This window comes from Bifidobacterium olomucense, assembly GCF_012932375.1.
GTDB classification, from domain to species: Bacteria; Actinomycetota; Actinomycetes; order Actinomycetales; family Bifidobacteriaceae; genus Bifidobacterium; species Bifidobacterium olomucense.
The window spans coordinates 1-22642 of the sequence record NZ_JAAIIG010000005.1; the positions used below are offsets into that span (position 1 = coordinate 1).

Annotated in this window: 17 protein-coding genes; 11 read left to right on the forward strand and 6 right to left on the reverse strand. The window is 57.1% G+C overall.

Features of this window, described 5'->3' with window-relative positions:
- Positions 1-252: 252 nt before the first annotated feature.
- Complete coding sequence (locus tag G1C97_RS06630; protein WP_169241104.1) at positions 253-1269, reverse strand: LacI family DNA-binding transcriptional regulator; 1017 nt, start codon at positions 1267-1269, stop codon at positions 253-255.
- A 364-nt stretch (positions 1270-1633) separates the two neighbouring features.
- On the opposite strand from G1C97_RS06630, the gene G1C97_RS06635 reads away from it, so the two are divergent.
- From G1C97_RS06635 to G1C97_RS06645, 3 genes are all read left to right on the forward strand, one after another.
- Positions 1634-2488 carry a carbohydrate ABC transporter permease gene (locus tag G1C97_RS06635; RefSeq protein ID WP_100496852.1) on the forward strand — a complete coding sequence of 285 codons (855 nt, stop codon included), beginning with the start codon at positions 1634-1636 and terminating at the stop codon, positions 2486-2488.
- Positions 2488-3330 (forward strand): carbohydrate ABC transporter permease, encoded by an 843-nt coding sequence (locus G1C97_RS06640; protein WP_100496853.1) that lies wholly within the window; start codon positions 2488-2490, stop codon positions 3328-3330. Before G1C97_RS06635 ends, G1C97_RS06640 begins: the two co-directional genes overlap by 1 nt.
- A 321-nt stretch (positions 3331-3651) precedes the next feature.
- Positions 3652-4269 (forward strand): DUF624 domain-containing protein, encoded by a 618-nt coding sequence (locus G1C97_RS06645; protein WP_169241212.1) that lies wholly within the window; start codon positions 3652-3654, stop codon positions 4267-4269.
- A gap of 376 nt (positions 4270-4645) precedes the next feature.
- Here G1C97_RS06645 and G1C97_RS06650 read toward each other — a convergent pair whose 3' ends face one another.
- Positions 4646-6541 carry an ABC transporter ATP-binding protein gene (locus G1C97_RS06650; RefSeq protein WP_205832554.1) on the reverse strand — a complete coding sequence of 632 codons (1896 nt, stop codon included), beginning with the start codon at positions 6539-6541 and terminating at the stop codon, positions 4646-4648.
- A 119-nt stretch (positions 6542-6660) separates the two neighbouring features.
- Between G1C97_RS06650 and G1C97_RS06655 the strand changes: the two genes are divergently transcribed.
- The 3 genes from G1C97_RS06655 to G1C97_RS06665 all read left to right on the forward strand — a co-directional run bounded on the left by G1C97_RS06655 (position 6661) and on the right by G1C97_RS06665 (position 8599).
- Positions 6661-7044 carry a hypothetical protein gene (locus G1C97_RS06655; RefSeq protein ID WP_169241105.1) on the forward strand — a complete coding sequence of 128 codons (384 nt, stop codon included), beginning with the start codon at positions 6661-6663 and terminating at the stop codon, positions 7042-7044.
- 38 nt (positions 7045-7082) lie between these two features.
- A complete protein-coding gene (locus G1C97_RS06660) occupies positions 7083-7244 on the forward strand; it encodes a hypothetical protein (RefSeq protein WP_169241106.1) in 162 nt (53 codons plus the stop codon).
- A 401-nt stretch (positions 7245-7645) separates the two neighbouring features.
- On the forward strand, positions 7646-8599 hold the full coding sequence (locus G1C97_RS06665) for a hypothetical protein (protein ID WP_169241107.1): 954 nt from the start codon (positions 7646-7648) through the stop codon (positions 8597-8599).
- A 468-nt stretch (positions 8600-9067) separates the two neighbouring features.
- On the opposite strand, the gene G1C97_RS06670 is transcribed toward G1C97_RS06665, so the two are convergent.
- The 4 genes from G1C97_RS06670 to G1C97_RS06685 form a co-directional block, all read right to left on the reverse strand.
- Positions 9068-10543, reverse strand: a complete 1476-nt coding sequence (locus G1C97_RS06670) for an amino acid permease (protein ID WP_169241108.1) — start codon at positions 10541-10543, stop codon at positions 9068-9070.
- 192 nt (positions 10544-10735) lie between these two features.
- Positions 10736-11842 (reverse strand): glycoside hydrolase family 172 protein, encoded by a 1107-nt coding sequence (locus G1C97_RS06675; RefSeq protein WP_100496859.1) that lies wholly within the window; start codon positions 11840-11842, stop codon positions 10736-10738.
- A gap of 70 nt (positions 11843-11912) precedes the next feature.
- Positions 11913-12926, reverse strand: coding sequence for a LacI family DNA-binding transcriptional regulator (locus tag G1C97_RS06680; protein WP_100496860.1), 1014 nt, complete (start codon positions 12924-12926; stop codon positions 11913-11915).
- A 208-nt stretch (positions 12927-13134) separates the two neighbouring features.
- Positions 13135-16287 carry an alpha-mannosidase gene (locus tag G1C97_RS06685; protein ID WP_169241109.1) on the reverse strand — a complete coding sequence of 1051 codons (3153 nt, stop codon included), beginning with the start codon at positions 16285-16287 and terminating at the stop codon, positions 13135-13137.
- 323 nt (positions 16288-16610) lie between these two features.
- Here G1C97_RS06685 and G1C97_RS06690 point away from each other — a divergent pair, with 323 nt between their 5' ends.
- The 5 genes from G1C97_RS06690 (at position 16611) to G1C97_RS06710 (ending at position 22623) form a co-directional block, all read left to right on the forward strand.
- Positions 16611-17930, forward strand: coding sequence for an ABC transporter substrate-binding protein (locus tag G1C97_RS06690; RefSeq protein ID WP_169241110.1), 1320 nt, complete (start codon positions 16611-16613; stop codon positions 17928-17930).
- Positions 17931-18249: 319 nt separating this feature from the next.
- Positions 18250-19062, forward strand: coding sequence for a carbohydrate ABC transporter permease (locus G1C97_RS06695; protein WP_240951050.1), 813 nt, complete (start codon positions 18250-18252; stop codon positions 19060-19062).
- Between the two features lie 2 nt (positions 19063-19064).
- Complete coding sequence (locus G1C97_RS06700; protein ID WP_100496864.1) at positions 19065-19889, forward strand: carbohydrate ABC transporter permease; 825 nt, start codon at positions 19065-19067, stop codon at positions 19887-19889.
- Positions 19890-19930: 41 nt separating this feature from the next.
- A complete protein-coding gene (locus G1C97_RS06705) occupies positions 19931-21577 on the forward strand; it encodes a glycoside hydrolase family 13 protein (protein ID WP_100496865.1) in 1647 nt (548 codons plus the stop codon).
- 344 nt (positions 21578-21921) lie between these two features.
- Complete coding sequence (locus tag G1C97_RS06710; protein WP_169241111.1) at positions 21922-22623, forward strand: ABC transporter ATP-binding protein; 702 nt, start codon at positions 21922-21924, stop codon at positions 22621-22623.
- Positions 22624-22642: the final 19 nt, after the last annotated feature.

A 22642-nucleotide genomic window follows, 5' to 3' on the forward strand; every position in this document is an offset into this window, starting at 1 on the left:
GGGTGTTTGTGTGGTTGAGTGGTCGGCGTGTGTGCTGGTGGTTTGTGGGGGGTGGGGTGGAGTGCAGGGTGGTGGTGAGTGTTGGGAGGGGTGCGTCAGGTTGTTGTGTATGCGTCTCGGGTTGGGGTGATTTAGGTTGTTTCGTGTTGATTTAAATCAGCCTTGGGTTTGGACGGGGGGCGACCTAGGTCGCCTTGGGCTGGGGGGAGATGATCTAGGTTGCTTCGGCTCGACCGGTTAATCACAGCCCAGTCAGCGGACGCGCGATGTGGAGGCGCGGACCGTCAACTGCGCCGGAAGGGTGCGGAACGGTTCGTGAACCGGTTTCCCTTCGATGAGATCAAGCGTCATGTGCGCGGCGATACGCGCCATGTCCACCGGGTTCTGACGGATGGTGGTCAGTCCGATGTCGTCGGTGTAGAAACTGTCGTCGTAGCCGATCACCGAAATGTCTCCGGGCACTGAGAATCCGTTGCGTTCAAGCTGGAATAGCAGCGGCAATGCGATGCCGTCCTCCTGGCAGGCGATGGCGGTGGGCATGGTTTCCAAACTCATCAGCTGGGTGACCACATCACTGATCTGATAGCGGCCATCCGAATCGACCTTGCAGACGATGACCTGTGGCTCGACGCCTTCCTTGCGGCAGGTGTCCATGAACATGTCGAATCGCCCTCCCACCGAGAAACTCAGCGAGACCTCACGGTCGGTTCGGATGTAGGCGATGTTGCGATGGCCAAGGTTCATCAGGTGACGTGCGGCCAGCGTGGAGCCCTGATGGTCGTCGATGTTGACGGCCGCCGCGAATCCGTGCTGTTCGGATTCGGCCGTGTTGATGCCGATGATCGGCACACCCACCGACGACAGCTGGGCGATCTCCTTGCTGTCGATATCGAAAGACACGACGATGACGGCGTCGGCGTTACGGCGTACGGGCAGCATCTCAAAGAAGTTGCGCCGCTCCTCGATGCTGGAAATCTGGAAAATCGAAATATCGTACCCCTCGGCGTGCAGCACCTCGTTCAAGCCTTCGATCACCGAGGCGGTGAACCACAGTCGGATATGGCCGCTCATCAGCACGGCGACGCGCAGCGAACGGCCCGATTTCAGGGCCGCGGCCGAGCGGAAGAGCGAGAAGTTAAGTTCGTCGGCAATGGCGAGCACCCGTTCGCGAGTTTTGGCCGAGACCAAATCCGGTCGGGTGAAGGAGCGGGAGACGGTGGAGATGGAGACGCCTGCCTTCTCGGCGACGTCTTGGATGCTCGTAGACATGCTGATCCTTTTGTATACCGCGGGCGACAACAGGAAAACCTGTGGTTCAGTATACAGGTGCTGCTATGGGACTGCGACGATGACAACGATTGTATTACAAACGTTTGCAACAAGGGATTTGGCAACATTAAAGTATTGGAATAAAGCCGATTTATTACCAGAAAACGCTGACTGCAATTAATGCTTTACGCTGTGTGAAACGCAATAAATGACAACGTTTGACATTCTTGTTGCCGACGTTTACCATGAGCGTAGGCCGAACGAAAACGAGCTTGTACATCCGGCTCGCATGGGTGGTTGGCATAGCCGATGTCCGTTACGGCGCACGATGTAGTGCTGCGGACTCAAGGAGGAGGAAAGAGTCATGATCAACATGGCTGGTAAGGCGATACGTAGATGGTGGGCGCTGTTCGCGCTGCCAACGTTCGCCGCGTTCATCATAGGTTTTCTGGTGCCGTTCATCATGGGCGTGTACCTGAGTTTCTGCGAGTTCACCACGGTCACCGACGGCGAATGGGTGGGGCTCAAGAACTACAGCAAAGCGTTGAAAGACAAGGAATTCTTGCACGCGCTTGGCTTCTCCACGGCCTTCACCATCGTGACCACCATCGTGATCAACGTGGTGGCGTTCGCCATCGCCTACATGCTGACCAAGGCCATCAAGGGCTCCACGCTGTTCCGCTCGGTGTTCTTCATGCCGAATCTGATCGGCGGCATCATTCTGGGCTACATCTGGCTGTTGCTGTTGAACGGCGTGCTCGCCCATTGGGGGCGCGCCCTGACCTATAAGGCCTCCTACGGCTTCTGGGGCTTGGTCATTCTGGTGTGCTGGCAGCAGATCGGCTACATGATGATCATCTATATCGCCGGACTGCAGGCGTTGCCCACCGACGTTCTGGAGGCCGCCGCCGTGGATGGCGCCAACGGGCGTCAGACCATGTTCCGCATCATCATTCCGCTGATGATGCCGTCCATCACCGTGTGCTCCTTCCTCACGGTGACCAACGGTTTCAAACTCTACGACCAGAACCTCGCATTGACCAACGGCGCCCCGAGCAACATGTCCGAAGGCCTGGCGTTGAACATCACCCGCACCTTCTACGGGCGTATGGGATGGGAAGGCGTCGGCCAAGCGAAGGCTGTGCTGTTCTTCATTCTGGTGGCGGTGATCGCGCTGATTCAGAACAAGCTCACGACAAGCAAGGAGGTGGCAGCCTGATGAACGAGAACAAGCCCGTCAAGCATGGTCCGGTGTGGACCGCGCTGTTTACCGTCGTTTCTCTCTTCTGGATTTTCCCGATTGTTTTGGTGGTGATCAACTCCTTCAAACAGAAGGCATATATCTCCAAGAATGCGTTCTCATTGCCTGCCGGCAAGGCGTTCGTAGGATTGGAGAACTATACGCGCGGTGTTGAGACCACGCAGTTCTTCGCGTCCTTCGGCTGGACGCTGCTGATCACCGTGGGCTCGGTGGCGCTGATTCTGGTGTGTACCTCGATGTGCGCATGGTGGATCGTGCGCGTGAACAACTGGGCGGCCAAGCTGCTCTACACGTTGTTCCTGTTCAACATGATCGTGCCGTTCCAGATGGTGATGTTCACGCTTTCCAAGATCGCCGATATGTTGAAGCTCAACACCCCGTGGGGCCTGTGCATCGTGTACCTCGGCTTCGGTGCCGGTTTGGCGGTGTTCATCTTCACCGGCGTGATCAAAGGCATCCCCGCCGAACTGGAGGAAGCGGCCATGATCGATGGTGCGTCCGTACCACGCATCTTCTTCCAGATCGTAGTGCCGATTATGAAACCGTCGATCGTATCGGTGGCCATTCTTGAAGCCATGTGGATCTGGAACGACTACCTGCTGCCGTATCTGACCCTCGATCTGGGCAAGTACAAGACCATCTCGGTCGCTGTGCAGTATCTGAAGGGTGGCTACGGCTCGGTAGATATGGGTGCCATGATGGCCTGTCTGGTTCTGGCGATCATCCCCATCATCGTCTTCTATCTCGTATGCCAGAAGTACATCGTGAGCGGGGTTATGGCTGGAGCTGTAAAGGGTTAACGGCCAGTGCCGTTAACCCTTGGCTGGAAGCCAGGTGGGCTTCCAGCAAGCTCCAGCCTGAGCGAGGCGATAGCCGAGCGAAGGTATGTCTGGGTCCGGCTCGTAGAGCCGGTCCGTAATTGCAGGGCCGTAGGCGGAGCAGTTAAGGCTTAGCGGCTGATCAGCAGTCATCATTTGGACAAACGTACGTTGACCACAACTCAGCGTACGTTCCTCCAGAGCAAATCACCCCTGTTCTGGACAAACGTACGCTGAGCGACCGTCAGCGTACGTTTCTCCAGAAAAACAGGGCGAGAAACAGGGGAGAGGAGTGTGATTTCCGTGAACTGGCTGGCGCCTGACTCCACGTTCATGCGCGCTTGGACCAATCTGGTGGACGGCGTGCTCATCAATCTCCTGATGCTGGTCACGTCGCTGCCGATCATCACGATCGGCGCGGCAATCACCGCCGGCCACGATGCCTGCCGTCGGTCCGAGGAGGGCGAAGGCCGCGGCGTCTTCGCTAACTATTGCAAGGCGTTCAAGGTCAATTTCGCTCAATCCACGCTGTTATGGCTGCCGTTTCTTGCGGTGTTCATCGGACTGGCATACGCGTGGGTCGTCTTGCAGATCACGCCGTTGCTCATTCCGAAATTCGCGTTGAGCATACTCTGGATTATCGGCTTCGAATGGGTGTTCGCGCTTCAGGCGCGCTTTGAGAACACAGTGGTCGGCACGTTGAAGAACGCCTTTATCTTCGGTGTCTCCCATATTGTTGCGACGACCGCGTTGGTAGCGGTGGATGTCGTGTTCGTGGCGCTGGTGGTCGGCTGCTGGTTCGTGATGCCGTCGGGACTGTTCCTTGTGGTGATTCTGGGCTACGGCACCATGTTGATGCTCCACATCCCCGTCACCGAGCGCGTGTTTCGACCCTATTCCGCTGTTCCCATATCGTTGTGACCCCAAGTTCCCGGCTCTCGAATCTCCTTGGCTCGCGAATATGTATCGCTGAGTCGATGTCAGTGGTACATATTCGGGAAAGAGAGATCCGACCTTTTAGGGAGCGAACTTCTGGGAGGCAAACTTCCAAAAAGGGAGATTTCCCTTCGCGAATATGTGCCGCTGACGGTTGCTGAGCGGTACATATTCGGGAAGATAACGGTAAAGGAAAGCCGGAATGGTGATAATTGCTGATGATCCAAGTTGACGATCTAATCTCCCGAATATGTATCGCTGAGTCGATGTCAGTGGTACATATTCGCAGAGAAAAGAGAAAAGAGAAAAGAGAAAAAGAGGAGGCGACGAGACGAATCGGGACGACGGTGCGCTCGCCGCTCTACGCCTGCATGGTCTTGAGCTGGTAGAACTTGCCGCGTGCGGCCATAAGCTCGTCGTACGTACCTTCCTCGACGGCCTGCCCATGTTCCATCACCACAATGCGGTCTGCGTTGCGGATCGTAGACAGACGATGCGCCACCATGAACGTCGTGCACTGGCCCATCATGTGGTCGATGGCGTCCTGCACCTTACGTTCGGACGCCGAATCAAGCGCGCTCGTCGCCTCGTCGAAGATGATGATGCGCGGGTGACGAATCAGCGCTCGTGCAATCGCGATTCGTTGCCGCTGGCCGCCCGAAAGCGTGCCGCCATGCTCGCCGAGCTGGGTATCCAAGCCGTTCGGCAGCTCGGCGACCACATCGTCAAGCCCGACTTCCCGCACGACCCGTTCGACTTCGGAGTCATCCACATCGCCGAGTCCGTAGATGATATTGTCGCGCAACGTACCCGAGAACAGAATCGTGTTCTGCGGCACCACCGCGATCTGCCGACGATAGGCGTCGAGATCCATCTCCTTCAAGTCGATGCCGTCCACCAGCACCGACCCGGCTTCAGGCACGCCGAATCCGATCAGCAGTTTGAGCAGCGTTGACTTGCCGGACCCGGAATCGCCCACGAACGCAAGCGATTGGCCGGCCGGCACGTGCAGCGAAAAGTCGTGCAGCACTTTCGGGTATTCCGGACTGTACCGGAAGTCCACATGGCGGAACTCCACATCGCCGCGCAGCCGCTCCGGCTCCACGTCACGCGTGTTGCGCTCCACATCGTCGGCCTGCAGAATCTCGCCGATCGACGACACCGATTCCATACCTTTGGTGAGCACCGGGTACAGGTTGATCAGCGACGAAATGGAGTTGACGATCTGCGCGAAATACGTTTGGAACAGCACCACGTCACCGATCTGGATGCGTCCATGCAACGCGAGATACGACGTGAACGCAAGACAGCCGAGCTGGAACACCTGGAAGATAACCCAGCCCGTCGAGCCGAACAACGCGTTGACCACGTCGAGGCGGAGGCCGGTGTCGTGAATGTGGTTGAGCCGCTTGCTCATATGGTCGATCTCGGCGTGCTGCAGTCCGTGCGCGCGGGTGACCGGAATCATTTCAATCATCTCGGCGACGGCCGCCTGCGTCTGTTCCATCTGCGAGCGGAAATCATGGTTCGACTCGCGGATCGGTCTGCGGAAGCAGTAAATCGCGATCACCGTCGTCGGCACGGTGAGTACGAAGAACAGCAGCACGGTCGGGCTGTGCAGTGCGGTGACGACAACCGCGATGGTGATGTCCAGCGCGATAATCGGAAAACTGCGATAGGTCTGGTCGATCAGTACCTCGACGTTTTCGACGTCACGCATCACTTTGGACAGCAACCGCCCGGATTGCGTCTCGTTATGGAAGCGAATCGACAGCTGCTGCAGCTTGACGATGAGGCTGCCGCGCAGCTTGCGTTCGATATTGCGGTTGATGCGGCCGAACTGCAGCGCTACGGTCCATGTGCTCAACACGTTTTGCAGGATGAACACGAGCGCCACGGTGAGGTTGATCCACAGCTCGCTCAGGTTGTGCTGGTCGCGGTACGTGATGATGTTGATGATGTTGCTGGTGGCGATCGGCAGCACCCAGCACGGCGACTGCTTGGCGATCAGCGCAAGAGTGGAGATGGTGAGCTGTTTGCCGGAGCCGTGGAAGAAGCTCAGCAGGATGTGGACGGGGTGTCCGGCGTTCTTGCGATAGGTGTTGATGTATTCGGTGAACGACCATGGGGTGTCCGGCGGTACGGAATCGGCCCAATTTTGATCGTCGCTGGTGTGCGACTCGGGATTGTCGGCTGTGGGCGAGGTGATGTTGGGCATATCGTCGGTGATGTTGTGCTCGATGGTCGGTTTTGACATCGACTCTCCTCATGAAAGTTGCGTCACTGCATGATGACGATATCCAGAGTAGTGACGGCGATCGATAAACCGATTTAGTAGCGCATATGTCTTGACGGCGCAGGGGAGCTACGGTATTTGTGGCGTTTGTGCGGCGGGTCGCGGCCGATCATCTTGCGCTGGTAATCGCGAACGATACGCTTGCGGCGTGGGTCGGCACGTGGACCGTGGAACGTCGTGATTTCGACGGCACGGTGCTTGCGTCGCAGTCGTTCGACGTGACGTTCGCAGCCGGCGAGCCGGGGCATGTGACGCTGGCGCTTGATGAAGCGGTTGCAACGTTCGGCGATGCGTCGCGTGAGATGCTCGTTGCGACGCCGGTTGCGGCTGGTGGTGACGGCGGTGCGGTTGCTGGCGGATTCGCGCGCGTGATCTACAACCCGGCCGACGTGATCGATCAGCGGCTCGACCGTACGCCGCTCGACGCAAGAGTTGCCGCTGTGGGTGACGGTTATACGAGCTGACGGTGACGGCGCATGCGTACGTTCGCGACGTGTTCTGTATGGTCGACAAGGTCGATGAAGACGCGACGATCGACGGCGGCATGGTCACGTTGCTGCCCGGTGAAGCGGTGGCGTGGCATATCACGGCGGCCGACGGCCTCGATCCGGCAGCGTTCGCGGCACCGAACGTGTTGCGCTGCGCCAACGATCTCAAGCGCTGAGCCAATATCGCAACCGCTCTTTCCTCCCTCTCCCCGCGAATATGTACCGCTGATACACCGTTAGAGAGTCATTTTCGCGAGGTTGGGAGGTGGAGGAGGAGAGGGAAGGTGGGAGGAGGCCTCCATCCGTCCCCTTGCGAATATGTACCACTGAACGTGGCTGAGCGGTACATATTCGCGAGTGGGGAAAGGAGAATGGTGACGTATTGCAGTGAGTGGATGGGTGTTGCAGTGAGTGGATGAGTAGCGAATGGATGGATAGCGAACTCGGTGAGATGGCAAGGATATCCACAATTGGGATAATCAAAAGAAGTTATCCACATCGGTAGTTTGTGCGTCACAGTATCCACATCTATTGGTTGGGCTTGCGCCTTCGAATCTGTGGCTTTTAGTGTTGCGATATGAAAAAGCACAATGAGGTGTTCTCAATGCTGAGAGCGGCGGAACAAGAAGGACGTTGCGTATACGGGAGAACTCGTGCGCAGCGTCAGGCGTTATTGCGCCGGCGTCGCAGCGGTGAACTGATTTCCCCATACTGCAATCTTTACGCCGATCGGGGATATTGGAATGATTTGAATAACGAGCAACGGTCCCTTCATACCATTCGGGCGCTCGCAAAACTTCATCCTCAGTGGGTTTTTACAGGGCTCAGTGCGGCCTGCCTCTATGGTGTGGAGCATTCTTACACATTGCACGATGGGGCCGTATATATTGTCTCCCGTAGTGGAGCGAGCCGAAAAGACGAGTTCCATCTCAACCGCATTTATATGAATCAGATCGTGGCGTACGAGCGGGAGGGGATACTGCTTACTTCACCGGCTCGAATGTTGCTCGATTGTTCTGGTTTTGAGTTTCCCCTGGCTTTAGCGCTATTCGATTCCGCTATGCGAAAGTCATTGACGACGGTTGATGAGGTGCGCTCGCTAGCGGCGCAGAGTATTTGCCCTGAGCAACTGGTCAACAAATTGTTGCAGTACGTGGATCCTCGAAGTGAAAATGGTGGCGAGTCTATGATGCGAGGCTGCATCGTAGATCGGAATTTCGCAATACCGTTACTGCAGGTGGAATTCGATAATCCCGGTAATCCGGCAATGCCTTATCGGGTTGATTTTTGCTGGAAACTGGCGGATGGCCGAATTATCGTGGCGGAGTTTGATGGTATGGAAAAATACGCCGATACCAGCAATCGGTATCGTGCCAGTTTGCAAGCCAAAATGGAGTACGAACGCCGACGTGAGCAGGACTTGAAGGAGCAAGGGATAACGGTGGTGGTTCACATCGTTTTCGAAGACCTTACGTCGCCTTGGAGGCTTGAGTCCAAACTCATTCGAGCCGGAGTACCAAAAAACCGGTGATCATAAGCCGATAATCACCGGATTTTTCGTTTCGGTCGTTTGGTTGCTGTGGTTGTCTTGGCTGCTTCAGCTGTTTCAGCTGTTTCCGCCCTGCGAATATATTCCACTGACAATTGGTGAGTGGAACATATTCGGGAGAGGACGAGTTCGTTTCTCTCCCTCTTCGTCTCACCTCGTCTCTCCTCGCAGAGGTGAGGTTTTTCGTCGCGAATATGTACCACTGAGACACGCTAAGCGGTACATATTCGCGACGAAAGACTCCAGCTATTCGAGAGAGTTCCAACTATTCCCAGCTATTCGCGCAATGATCCCAGTCATTGCGCGAATATGACTCACTGGCACCAATTCAGTGGTACATATTCGCGAGAGAGAGGGGGCGGAACCATCCGTTCGCGAGGAACCATTCGTTCGCGAGGGGCCATTCGTTCGCGAGGGGAGCGGAAAGGGCGAATCAGCCTGAAGGCGTAATCACTTCTTGGCTTGGGTGAGCTGGTAGGCCACGAAGAGGATGGCGAGCCAGATCACGCCGGCGATCACGGCGATACGGTAGCTGGCGGAGAAGCACATCAGCACAACGACCAAAGCCAAGAACGCGAGCACCACCCACGGGGTCACCTTGGCGAACGGCAGCTTGAAGTGAATCGCATCCAGCGCCGCCTGACCGGACTTACCGGACAGCTCGGTATCTTCCGGAGCGCCGCCCGCGGCAACCACCTTGCGGAACTTCATCTCGGTGAACATAATCATCGTCCAGTTGATGATGCCGGCGATCGTGGCGATCGACATCAGATAATTGAACGCGAACTGCGGCCACACGAACACCACGACCACGGCAATCGCCGTAATCACAGCGGAAGTCAATACGCCGGCGACCGGCACACCCTTCGAGTTCAGGCGGCCCAAGTATGCGGGCGCATTGCCCTGCTTGGCCAGCGAGTACAGCATGCGGGAGTTGGCGTACAGACCGGAGTTGTAGACGCTCATCACGGCGGTCAGGCACACGAAGTTCAGAATGCCGGCGGCTGCGTGAATGCCCACGGAATCGAAGATCTGCACGAACGGGCTCGACTGGCCATCGATGGTGTTCCACGGCACCACGGCCATGATCACGCCCAGAGCGCCGATGTAGAAGACGAGGATTCGCCAGATGATGTCGTTGGTGGCGCGCGGAATCGTGGTGCGCGGGTCTTCGGTCTCACCGGCGGTGATGCCGATGAGCTCGGTGCCGCCGAAGCTGAACATCACCACGACCAGAGCCATCAAGAGGCCGGTCCAGGAGCCGTCGGAAGCCTGACCCATCAGACCGTTCGGGAAGAAGCCGTCGCCTACAGTGAACCAGTTGGCGAAGCTTGCCTTGATGCCGGAAGCGGTAGGCAGGGCGAAGATGATCACCGCAAGACCGCCCAAGATCATGGCGATCACGGCCACGATCTTGATGATCGCGAACCAGAATTCGAATTCACCGAACTTGGAGACGCCGAGCAGGTTCGCGGCGGTAATCAAAACCAGGAACACAGCCGCCGAAACCCAAGTGGGGATGGCCGGGAACCAGTAGTTCACGAAGCTGCCCACCACGGCGAGCTCCACCATGGAAACCAGAATGTAGTTGAACCAATAGTTCCAGCCGGAGATGAAACCGGCGCGCTTGGACCAGTACCGGGTGGCGTAGTAGCTGAATGCGCCGGCTTTCGGATCCTCCACGGACATTTCGGACAATGCACGCACGATCGTGAAGATCGCAAGGCCGCCGATCAGGTAGGCCAGTAGAATGGACGGACCGGCCAGCGCGATGGATTCGCTGGAGCCGTAGAACAGACCCGTGCCGATAGCACCGCCGAGGGCGATCAGCTGGATATGACGATTTTTCAGGGATTTGCGCAGCGTTGCCGGCACCGGCACGTCGTCGGTTTCGCGCGGCTTCTTGGACGCGTCAGTCTTGCTCATGACTTCTCTCTCGATTCTCGCGTGCGTTCGATCGTGAGCCGATCAAACGCGGGACTTGCCGCACGGCCTTCCGTTCGTCGGCCGCGCGCAATGTCCGCCATTGTATGCCCTGATGATGTCGGACATCGCGTTTTCGCTCGGTATGCATCGCCTGTTGAGATGATATGAGGATGATTGTTGTACGCTCCGAGTTCAGCGCGGCCGGCGTGCGCGGGCGTCGGGCAGCGCCGGGAAGCTGCCGTGCGGCTCGTTCTGGTACCAATACGCAACCGAAGCGACGTCGTCCTGACGTTCGAAAGCGCCGCACGCCGCCGAGCCGATCTGCTGCACAGTGACGGTGAGCCGCTCGCGGAACACGATCGGATCGGGGATGTGCCAACGGTAGAGGCCACGCTGCGGCGGAGTGACGTCGTCATGGTAATCGCTGTGGATCAGCGGATCGTGCTGCGAGTAATACGGGTACCCCAGAAACTCCGTGCTGTAGCACTGTTCGACAGTGCGGCCATGCTCCTGCCGGGCGAAACTCCATGCACCGCCGAAGTAATCCTCGGTGCCGGTGCTGCAGATGGTGGGGTAGTCGGTGTCCGAATCGATGTAGAACTTGAACTCGCCTTCGCCCCACCAGTATCGTTCGAGTGTGGTCAGCGCCAGGTAAGTGCCGACGTAATGACCGGAGCCGCGCACGCCGTCGAGCACGACATAGTCCTGCGCAGGCTGGGTGATGGGTTGACGTCGCCACTGTGCGTGGAAGGTGAGCAGGTCGTCGGCCGCGCCGGTCAGTGAAGCGACGTCGTCATACAGACGGTAATCGATCTGATAGAACAGGTCCTTGATGGGATTGGCGTGCTGGTTTTCCACCGTGATGCGGGCGTGACGGCGGAACGGCATCGGCCAATAGCAGTTCATGCCGCGCGACGGCAACGCCACCACCGGACCGGACGTGACGACTGCCGCACGACCGAATCCGCAACAGAAGAAATCACCCAGTGGACATTCCACACTTGGCTCGGTCTCTCCATCCCAGTACATGCGCAGCACCAGATCGCGCAGCACATAGCAGTCGGCGTCCGTGGTTTTTTCATCCACGGTGAACCAGATATGGGTGATCTGGCCCGGTCCGTCGATATCGGCGAGAGTCACCGTTGCGCCGGGCGCGATGTTGCGCAGACACGGCGACCCTTTGCGCGACGGGCCGAGCGCGCTTGCCGCCATGGCGGCTTTGCCGGGCTCGCCGTTCGGATTCTCGGCGTTGATCGCGCGCGAAACAAACGGCTGGGTATGGGTCAATGATGCAAACATGACGACTCCTGTGTCGGGTGCGGGGTGTTCCTGTCGTTATTTATTGAGCATTCATCAAGGACGCATAACTTCAGGCGTCGGAATCTTCCGGGCATGGTCCGGTGGTTTCGCCGGGAAGGATGGTTGTAGGTACCACGGTGTGTGGTTCGTCGAGCTTTTCTTCGTTGATGAGAGCCAACGCTTTTTCCGCGGCGATTTGACCAATTCTGCGCGCGGGTTGTTCCACAGAAGAGAGCCCGAGCATCCGGTACGGTTCGAATGCATCGAAGCCGATTACCGAGATTTCATCCGGCACGCGGATTCCGCATCGGAACAGCTCGACCAGCATCGCTTCTGCATATTGATCTGACCAGCCGCAAATGGCTGTCGGACGCTGCGGCATGGCCAGCAGCTGTGCGACGGCTCTGCGTGCCGGCCGATATGGATTGTTGTCGATGGTGAGGGTGCCGCAGTCCTCAAGGCCGAGTTCGTCGATGGCTTGCCGGTATCCGAGAATGCGGTGATCCACGCCCCACAGATGTTCCTGCTTGTCGACGAAGCAAAAACGTTTATGGCCGAGAGCGTGAAGATAGCGTACGGCTTCGCCTTCGGCCTTGATATCGTCAATGCTGACCGAGCCTTGTGTGAATTTATTGTTCAATGCGTTCACGGTGACGATTGGCATGCCCATGGATGTTACCGTTCGCTGTTCTTCGTCGGTTACGGAAAACGATACGATAAGCGCGTCGGCGTTACGGTCTGCTGGTAGATGCTGGAAGAAATCAGCGCGTTCGGTGTCGCCTCCGGCACGGTATACCAGAAGGTCATAATTGGCGGGGCGCAGAACATCGTAGAGGCCATCTTGAATATGTCCGTTAAACGATGAGCTGAGTGACTCGCTGATAAGAAGTGCTATACGTTGTGTGCGGCCGTTGGCCAGAGCCGCAGCCGACTTGGAAGTGGTGTAGTTCAGTGCTTTGGCGGCTTCGACGACACGTTGACGAGTGGATTCAGCAACGCGTTCTCTGCCATGCAACGCGCGAGATACGGTGAACGTTGAAACTCCCGCGAGTTTTGCCACATCGGCGATGGTTGCGCGTTTCATCGTGGTCCTTTCAACGTCGCTGTGCGATCGGTAGTGGTGCAGAAGGGATTTGCCGTCGGCGGCAAATCCAGTACTAGAATATTATGCTTCGAACCGGATTGATATGTTCCTGCAATTCCGATTGGCTTATTTGTGTGGCGGCCTCGGTTGCTCGGCCAATTGAGGCCGCCACACAAAAATAAGTTCAGGCGTCTCCTATTTTCACCTGTCAGTTAGCACGATGTATCCGGAGCGTGGCGAGCTGGTACGGCCCAAACACCAATTGCGCGCCTTCGGCGTATTGCTCATCGTCTGGATGAATCTCGTCGGTAACCAGGGCAACGGGCTCGCCATCGTAATGTGCGATTTCCTCAAGCTCGTTGGTCTCAACGATGGTGGCTGGGCCGAGTAGATCAGAATTGACGTGCAACGTTGCGGCTGCAGGTGCGCCGGTAGCTTCGTACACGCGCACGATAAGATCGCCGGATCCGTCATCCGCCAGCTTCATCCAATCGATAATCGGTGTGCCTTGGGTGATTTCAAGGGCAACCGGCGGAAGTGTCGCCACAAGGTCGGTAATGGCTGGCGCGTTCAGCATATATGCCGCGGCAATGGTTGCCGGCAGCATGCCGTCGGAAGGTACTACAGACCAGTTGAAATCATGATCGCCTTGGTCGGCTTGGGGGTCGGGGGCGCAGGGGCCGCTGAGCAGTGACAGGCGAACCATGGTTCCGCATGCGTGTCCGTCAGATTGCAGGGGAGCGGTGTCGGATCCATAAGTGGAACCGTTCACCACGCCGACCGCATATCCGGGTTCGGATACATGGATGAACCGATGACTGCAATTCTCGAACATCGCTTCGTCGCGCAACGTGTTTTTGACCACGGGTCTTTCGATGGTGCCGTATTGGCAGTCATAGGTTGCGCGATTTGCGATGATATTTGTCGGGATGTCAACTTTGAGGAATTGTTCTTGCGTGTGCCAAGCGACATGCGCGTGGAAATCAAGCTGACGGATTCCCGGGCGTAGGCTGATCGTGGTTTCGATGGCGCTGCTGCCGAATGTGAGACGAGCGTTAACGGATGCGGTGCCGTCCTTTTCCGTAGCGACGGATTCAACATAGCCGCCGGTGGGCGTATGGGCCGTGAGGAAAGCGTCACGCTCGATATCCCATGCGTCGAAGACGCTTGGTTCGTCCTTCAGCAGCTCGTAGCGGCCGAGCCTCGTGCCGGACGGTACGATTTCTCGCTGCGCTACGGCATCCCATAGCGACGATATGGTGCCATCCGACTCGATCGTGGCGCTCATGAGGCCATTGTCGAGCACGATCGAGCCGTCTGAACCGTTCCTCACGGAGACGGGGTCGGCATTGCCGGAGACATTGGGAACGGTGGCCCATTGCGAAGCGCCGTTTGCCGCCGGAAGCGGCGCGGCGAACGGGACGATCTTGCCGGAGCCGATGACCGGAGCATCTGGAAGTGCGCGTCGAATCACAGCGTTGGCGGCGTCGATGATGTTGTGCAGTGCCTCCATGTCGCGCGTGTACTCTGCACGTGCTTGCGTGTAGAGCCAGGCAATTCCCGAGCCGGGAAGAATGTCGTGGAACTGGTTGAGCAGGAGCGTCTTCCAGATGGCGTCAAGCTGCGTGCGCGGATACTCGTACTTTTGGTCTACGAGCGAAGCGAGCAGACCAAGATATTCGGCGGTACGCAACAGCGACTCGGTCTGGCGGCAGCCGCGTTTCATCTCCTGCTGGGCGGTAAGCGTGGCACGATGAAGTTCCAGATACAGTTCGCCTTTCCACACGGGGAATTCGTCGCCGGCCTCCCGCGCGATTTCTTGCTTGAGCTCGCTGAAGAATGCTTCAGGCGCTTGATATTCCGTGTGTGGCATGCCATCGAAATCACGGTATCGGGTAACGCGGCCGGCCATCTCGCGGGTTACTCCGCCGCCGCCGTCGCCGTAACCGAACAGCAGTGCTCCGGACGAGGAGATGTCCTTGTCCTTGTAATTATGCTCTGCATAGGTCAGTTCCTTGGCGCTCACTTCGGCTCCATAGGTGTCTGCGGGAGGGAAGTGCGTGAAGATGCGAGAGCCGTCGATGCCCTCCCACATGAACGAGTGATGAGGCAACCGCGTGGTGTCGTTCCAAGATATTTTCTGCGTCAGGAAGTATTCATAGCCGGCTCTTTTCGCGATTTGCGGGAATGAGCCGGTATAGCCGAAGCTGTCTGGCAGCCAAATCACCTTGGTGTCGCATCCCAGATGCTCGCGATAATACCGTTTGCCGTATGAAATCTGACGAATCAGGGATTCGCCGCTGGGCAGCATGCCATCGGACTCCACCCACATGGCGCCCACGGGGATGAATCGTCCCTCTTGGATGCGTTGTTTCATGCGGGCAAAGAGGTCGGGGTGGGCTTCTTCAAGCCATGCGTATTGTTGGGCGGAGCTCATGGCATACAGGTAGTCGGGGTTCTGGTCCATCAAGGAAAGCGCGTTGGAGACGGTGCGGGCCACCTTGCGTTTCGTCTCACGTGTGGGCCACAGCCATGCTGAGTCAATGTGTGCATGTCCGATTGCTGCCAGATGCAGCGCTGAGCCGCCGGTCGGGGTATGGATCGCCTTATCCAAAGCCTGTCGTGCGGCAGCGACCGTGCTGAGATCGCGCATATCGAATCGGTTCAGTGAGCGTTGCAGCGCTTTGGCGAGCTTCCAATATCGCGGCGAGTCATGATCCACCTGTTCGATGGCCATGCTGACAGCGTCAAGATCCATGTAATATTCGGCGAGTTCATGCTCGTAGGCGCATACATCGATTCCGTGGAATTCGTATCGTACGTCCGCGCGGCCCGTGGGGCCGGCACCCCAAGTGGTTTGCGGAAATGCCGGGATCATAGGGTTGTAGGCACCTTCGACGTACAACGTGAAATCACCGTTGTCGTCAATTACGGCGTCGCGTTTACCATCTGCCGAGATGAGAGGAGCCCAATGGTTCCGAGGGTGAAGGCCTTTGATGACGGTGCCGTCTGGACGGTAGACCAGGCCCTCTACTTGGCCGCCGACAGGACCATCGAGGAAACCGAGATGAGCTTCGAGTTCGATGGCTCGTCCGCGAGCCTCCTCGACGGGAATATGGCCTTGCACTTTGAACCATGTCGTGCCCCAAGAAGTACCCCATGGTTCGCCGAACGGCACGCTTTCGAACGGGACTTCGCCGAGTTCTGCCCGGGCGAGGAACTCGTCGGCAGGTTCAGGCTCACCCTGATTGGCGAACGCCTGCACGTTGCAGTGGCTGAGTACCGGGTGGATTCGAGGTTCGATGCGTTCCTTCATTACTCGTTTGCAGCGCTCCACCTGCTGCTGTGGCTTAAGAATCATGAAGAATGCTCCTTTGCAAAACTGGTACGGAATGACGCAATGCCCTTATTGTAGCTAAGCGCTTTGGTTATTGAAACGCGAAGAGATCTCCATATGGCGTGTCGGATTAAAAAACGCTGAAATTCCAACATTTTTTGTTGTGAAAAACTGTAAAAAAGCAGCGTGTCTCGAACGGGTTTGACAGAAACAGCATTGTTGTTTTATGCTTTTTGTGCATAAACGCTTAGCTACTGAGTTGGTTTCCGGGAATCGGAGGCCACGAGTAGCTGGTGTTTGTCAAGGAAGACAACGACGCATAAGCGTTGAAGGAAAAGAGGTCAATAATGAACTCCCTCAAGAAAGTGGCAACGTTGCTCACCGTTACGGCGATGGCTTCCACCTTGGTCGCCTGCGGCCCGGGTGCTTCCAGCTCCAATGCCAATGCAAACACTGAAACGGTCAGCAAGGACCTCGGTGATGAGAAGATTGAGCTGAAACTTTGGGACGGTGCTGGTCTTAAGGCTATGGATGATGCCCTGATTAAGGCGTTCGAGGCCAAGTATCCGAACATCACCATCAAGGCCACTTATGACCCCGACAACGTAAGCGCTCAGAACGGTCCGCGTGTCATCTCTGCGTCCGAGACGCCTGATGTGGCGCGCATCACCGACATGGGTTCGGCCGTACGTGGCAAGCACGTCGTTGACCTTGAAGAATATGCCAAGCTATACGACTGGAATATTCCGGACAGCCAGACCGTCAATTACCGTCTCACGGATTCCGGTGAACTGGGCAGCGGCGACCTCTACGCCGTGCCGGATGGCTTCACGATGACCGGCATCTTCTGGAACAAGAAGATCGCGAAGCAACTGGGCATCACTGAAGCTCCGAAGACGGTGGCCGAGTTCGAGACGGATCTGCAGAAGGCTAAGGATGCGGGTGTTCAGCCGATGATGGCTTCCTCCAAGGATGCAGGCATTATTCATCTCATCGACGGACTGATCATTAATGAGAATGGCGTCGATGCGGTGCGTGCATGGACGCAGCAGCGTGACGGCGCAACTATTGACACCGACGGAACCGCCAAGGCTGCGCAGTACATTGCCGACTGGGCCAGCAAGGGATACTTCCCCGATGGCGTGAACGCACTTGATTCCTCTACGGCGCTGGCGCGCTTCACCAAGGGTGAGGGCCTGTTCTTCCCCGCTGGCAACTGGTATACGTCGTCCGTGTCCGAAGCACTTGGTGAGGATGCCGGATTCATCGCCGTGCCGCCGAAGACCGAAGGCGAGGGTGCCGGCGGCGCACTGGATGGTGCCACTCCGTTCGGTATTCCCACCAATGCCAAGCACAAGAACGCTGCGGCTGCATTCCTGAACTTCCTGACCACTGACGAAGCACGTCAGATCGCCATCGACAACGGTTATGCTCCGCTGGGCGAAGGTGAAGCCAAGAGCGACGATCCGGTTATGCAATCTGTGCTGGATACCTATGCGGCTTTCATCAAGGGTGGCAACACCGCGACGCATATCTCTAACTCGACGGCTGGCATTCAGGCCAACGCTCTGATTCCGGCCATTCAGGAGCTCGTGGATGGCTCGCTCAAGCCGGCCGACTTCGGTGCTGAGATTCAGGCCAAGTACGCGGACGAGCTTGGCAAGTAATCGATTGCTTGACTAGCTGCCGTGTATGGCCAGGCATCGACCATACACGGTGTAAGTGGCCGGTTGGCTCGACAGGGCCGACTGGCCACCCTCTATGCAAAACACCCAGTGGAAACGAAACGGTACATGAAAGCAGACGGCAATGTCTTCTGAGCTTCTTGCTGGAGAGCGTATGGCGGAGCGCTCGTCAGCTCATCAACAATCCGCACCGGCAGCGTCGTCAATCGACGGGAAGCTTGCCGCCAATAAGCGTAAGGAACAGATCAAGCGGGCCATTCGCGGATACCTGTTCATTCTTCCGGCATTGCTGTTCTATGTGATGTTTGAGCTGTGGCCAATCATTCAGACCGTTTGGTACTCGTTCTACAACTGGAACGGCATTGATGCGAGTACTTGGGTGGGCTTCGGCAACTATATCCGTGTGTTCACGGATTCCGAACTTTTCAGCAGCATCGGCCATGCGTTCTATCTGATCATCTTCTTCTCCATCATCCCCGTTGGCCTCGGCCTGATTATCGCTGCGCTGATTAAAGACGTGAAGTCGCAGATGGGCAAGGGCTTCGCCCAAGTTTGCCTGTTCCTGCCCCGAGTTATCCCTGGCGCCGCAGCTGCTGTGGCTTGGACTTGGATGCTTGCGGATAACGGCACTGTCAACCAGATGCTTAAAGCGGTTCATCTTGGCGGTTTCGCACATACTTGGCTTGGTGATCAGAGCACTGCATTGAATGCAGTCGGTGTGATTGGCTGCTGGCTGCAGCTTGGTTTCTGCATTGTGCTTCTGCTCTCCGGCATCGGCGCGATTGATCAGTCTCTCTATGAGGCCGCTTCTTTGGATGGTGCAGGTTGGTGGCGTCAGTTGTTTGCCATCACCATCCCCGGTCTGCGTGGCCAGATCAGCGTCTGCTTCACCATGACCATCGTTGCCGCGCTCGCCAGCTTCGATGTGGTGTTCATGTCAACCCAGGGAGGTCCGGGAACCTCAACCATGGTGCCTGGCGTACAGGTTTACCGCCTCGCCTTCCAGCAAAGCCGTGTGGGTCTGGCCTCGGCGCTCGCCGTGGTGCTGATGGTTATGGTGCTGTTGGTTGTTGGCCCATTGCAGCGTCTTATTGAAGGAAAGAAGGAGGCCTAATCATGAAGAAGCCGCTTTCCGTTCGTGCGGCCGGCAACATCGTGCTGGTCGTGATGATTCTGTTCTCGATCCTGCCGTTCTTCAGCATGTTCTCCGCGGCCATCCAGCCGCAGGGTTCTATGCCGGAAGGAATCCAGTTCACCGCGCATCCCCATTGGGAGAACTTCGTAGATGCGTGGAACATGGCCAATATTCTGCCGTTGCTCAAATCCAGCACTATTCTTGTGCTGGTTGTTGTGCCGACGGTGGTGTTCTGCTCGGCACTTGGCGGATATGCCCTTGCACAGCTGCGTATTCCAGGACGCGGCATTATCTACGCCATCTTCCTGATCGGTCTGACGATTCCGTTCGAGACTCTGGTTACTCCGCTGTATTATGAGATGGATGGTCTGGGTTTGCTCAACACCCGTTGGGCGCTAATCCTGCCATTGATCGGCTTGAACCTGTCTTTCGGAATCGTATGGATGCGGTCCCATTTCGAGCAGATGCCGCGTGATCTTATGGAAGCCGCATCCATCGATGGTGCCGGCGATTTCCGTACGTTCATTCATATTCAATTGCCGCTGTCGCTGCCGGCACTGTCCTCGCTAGCGATTCTGACATTCCTATCCACGTGGAATCAGTTCCTGCTGGCGGTCGTGTTGATTAACGATCCGCTGAAGCGCACTATGGCAGGTGCCTTGCAGTCGTTCGTCGGCACGTACCAGACTGATGTAGTGCTGCTGAATGCAGGTGCTCTGCTCATTATGGCACCGACGATGATTCTGTTCATCGTCTTGCAGCGTTACTTCATTCGCGCCATGCTGGCCGGCTCGGTCAAGGGCTGATGGTCGCGGCGTAACGGCGTGCTCTCTGAAAGGCAGTGATTATGACGATTGCAACTCGCCAAGCCCCATCCTTCTGGGATACGGCTTTGGTCTATCAAATCTATCCTCGATCGTTCATGGATGGTGATGGCGATGGCATCGGTGATTTTCCCGGTGTGCTCCGGCGTATGGACCATCTTGTGGAGCTTGGCGTAGATGCAATCTGGTTTTCGCCGTTCTATCCTTCGCCATTGGTGGATGGAGGATACGATGTGGCCGATTACCGTAACGTGGACCCTCGTTTGGGAACGCTGGAGGACTTCGATGCGGTTGTTGCTTCGGCGCACGAACACGGTATCCGTATTCTGGTGGATATCGTTCCCAACCATACGTCATCCAAACATCCGTGGTTCATTGAAGCGCTCGCTGCGGAACCGGGCTCGCCGGCCCGTGACCGGTATGTGTTCAGGATGGGTCGGGGAGACCATCACGAGTTGCCTCCGACCAACTGGCAGAGCAATTTCGGCGGCAGCGCTTGGGAACCGTGCGGTGACGGATGGTATTACCTGCATCTGTTCGACAAGGAGCAGCCGGATCTCAACTGGGAAAATCCGCAAGTCCATGAGGATTTTCGCCGCACGTTGAGATTCTGGGCGGACCGGGGCGTTGACGGTTTCCGTATCGATGTGGCGCATGGCTTGTCCAAAGATCTTTCGGAACCATTGCGGGACAGGCCCGATCCAACGTTGGTCTCGCCGCAGGCCGACGATGGCAGCGACCCGCTTTGGGATCGAGACGCGGTGCACGATATCTATCGTGAATGGCGTCAAGTCATGAACGAGTATGTTCCTGCACGCTACAGTATCGGCGAAACTTGGAGTCCTTTCACTCCGCGCGTGTTTGATTACGCGCGCAAGGACGAACTTGACGGCGTGTTCGACTTTTCGCTCCTGAAGGCATATTGGGGTCGTGACGAGTACCGCAAGGTTATCGAACGCACGTATAGGGGCTTCCGTGCGGTCGATGGTGCTCCGACATGGACACTGTCGAATCATGATGTGCCTCGCCATGCGACTCGGCTGGGTTTGCCTGCGGATGTCGATTTGAATGAATGGATTACATCTGCTGGCACGATGCCACAGGTCAACCCTGTCGAAGCTTCCGAGCGAGCTCGCTCCGCTACCTTGATGATGCTCGGCCTTCCCGGCACCGCATATATCTATCAAGGCGAGGAACTCGGCTTGCCCGAGGATTTTGACTTGACCGAGGACGAATTGCAGGATCCTCAGTGGGAACGCAGCGGTCATACCATGCGAGGTCGTGATGGTTGCCGTATCCCGCTGCCGTGGGAGCGGGAATCGGTCGCTTTCGGCTTTAACAACACCGGTCGTTCATGGCTGCCGCAGCCTGACTGGTATGGCAGATTTGCCGCAGACGCAGAGGCGGATGAGCCTGATTCGTTCCTGACCATGTATCGTAAAGCCATCGCCTTGCGCCGGACGTATTGCCAATCCGATTTGGATATGATCTGGCATGATGACAATCCGGCTGTGCTGCATTACAGTCGTCCGACCGGACTGCATGTGCTGGTCAACTTCGGTACTGATCCCGTTGAGTTGCCCTCTGATGCAGAGCTGCTGATGGGCACCCATATTAATGATGGACGATCGGTTCCGCCGTCCCACGCGGCATGGTTCACGGTCGGCTGAGCCGATAACGGCGGTTTAGCCGTTCATATTCTTGCGGCGGGTCTTGTTTTCCCCTTTTCTCAAGACCCGTCGCATTTTTTATGCTGCTGTGCATCATGTGGCAGCGTGTTGCCTCGATTCGGACCATGCGATTCTGGGGCGCAACTATTTTTGGCTGATTTGCGGTCGGGGGCATCGGGAAATCGTCGGAGACCACTGGGGGAAAACTCAACTTAACTCCTCCTCGCGAACGCTATAGACTTGAATACATGAGGCGAAGTGGTGCGCGACGTCGTCCGAAGCGTTCGCCGTCGTCCGAAGCGTCCGAAGCGTCCGAAACGTCCGAAACGTACAAGGGGTGTGCGATGGCGTATATCGAATTCGATCATGTGGTCAAGGAGTATGCGTCCGGTTCCGCGGCGATTCGGGCGTTGGATGAGGCGAGCTTCACCGCCGATCAGGGCGAGTTGACGGTGATCCTAGGCCAATCGGGCGCAGGCAAGACCACGGCGCTGAACATTCTGGGCGGTATGGATACCGCCACGTCCGGCCGCGTGGTGGTCGGCGGTCGCGATATCACCGGCCTGAGCCGCCGCGAACTCATCGCATACCGTCGTACCGACATCGGTTTCGTGTTCCAGTTCTACAATCTCGTGCCGAATCTGACCGCGCTGGAGAACGTGGAATTGGCCAGCCAGATCTGCCTGGATCACTTCGATCCGGCTGAGACGCTGCGCAAGGTCGGGCTGGGGGAAAGACTCGATAATTTCCCTGCGCAACTTTCCGGCGGCGAGCAGCAGCGCGTCTCCATCGCCCGCGCCATCGCCAAGAAACCGAAGCTGCTGCTGTGCGATGAACCGACCGGCGCGCTCGACTACGAGACCGGCAAGGAAGTGTTGCAGTTGCTGCAGGATATCTGCCGAACGCAGGGCATGACCGTCCTGATCATCACGCACAATTCCGCGCTCGCGCCAATGGCGCACAAGGTGATCCGATTCCGGTCCGGCAGGGTGGTGGGCGAAGAAATCAACGCTCAGCCCACACCGATTGCGGATATCGAGTGGTGAGGCGGTGAAATACATCGTG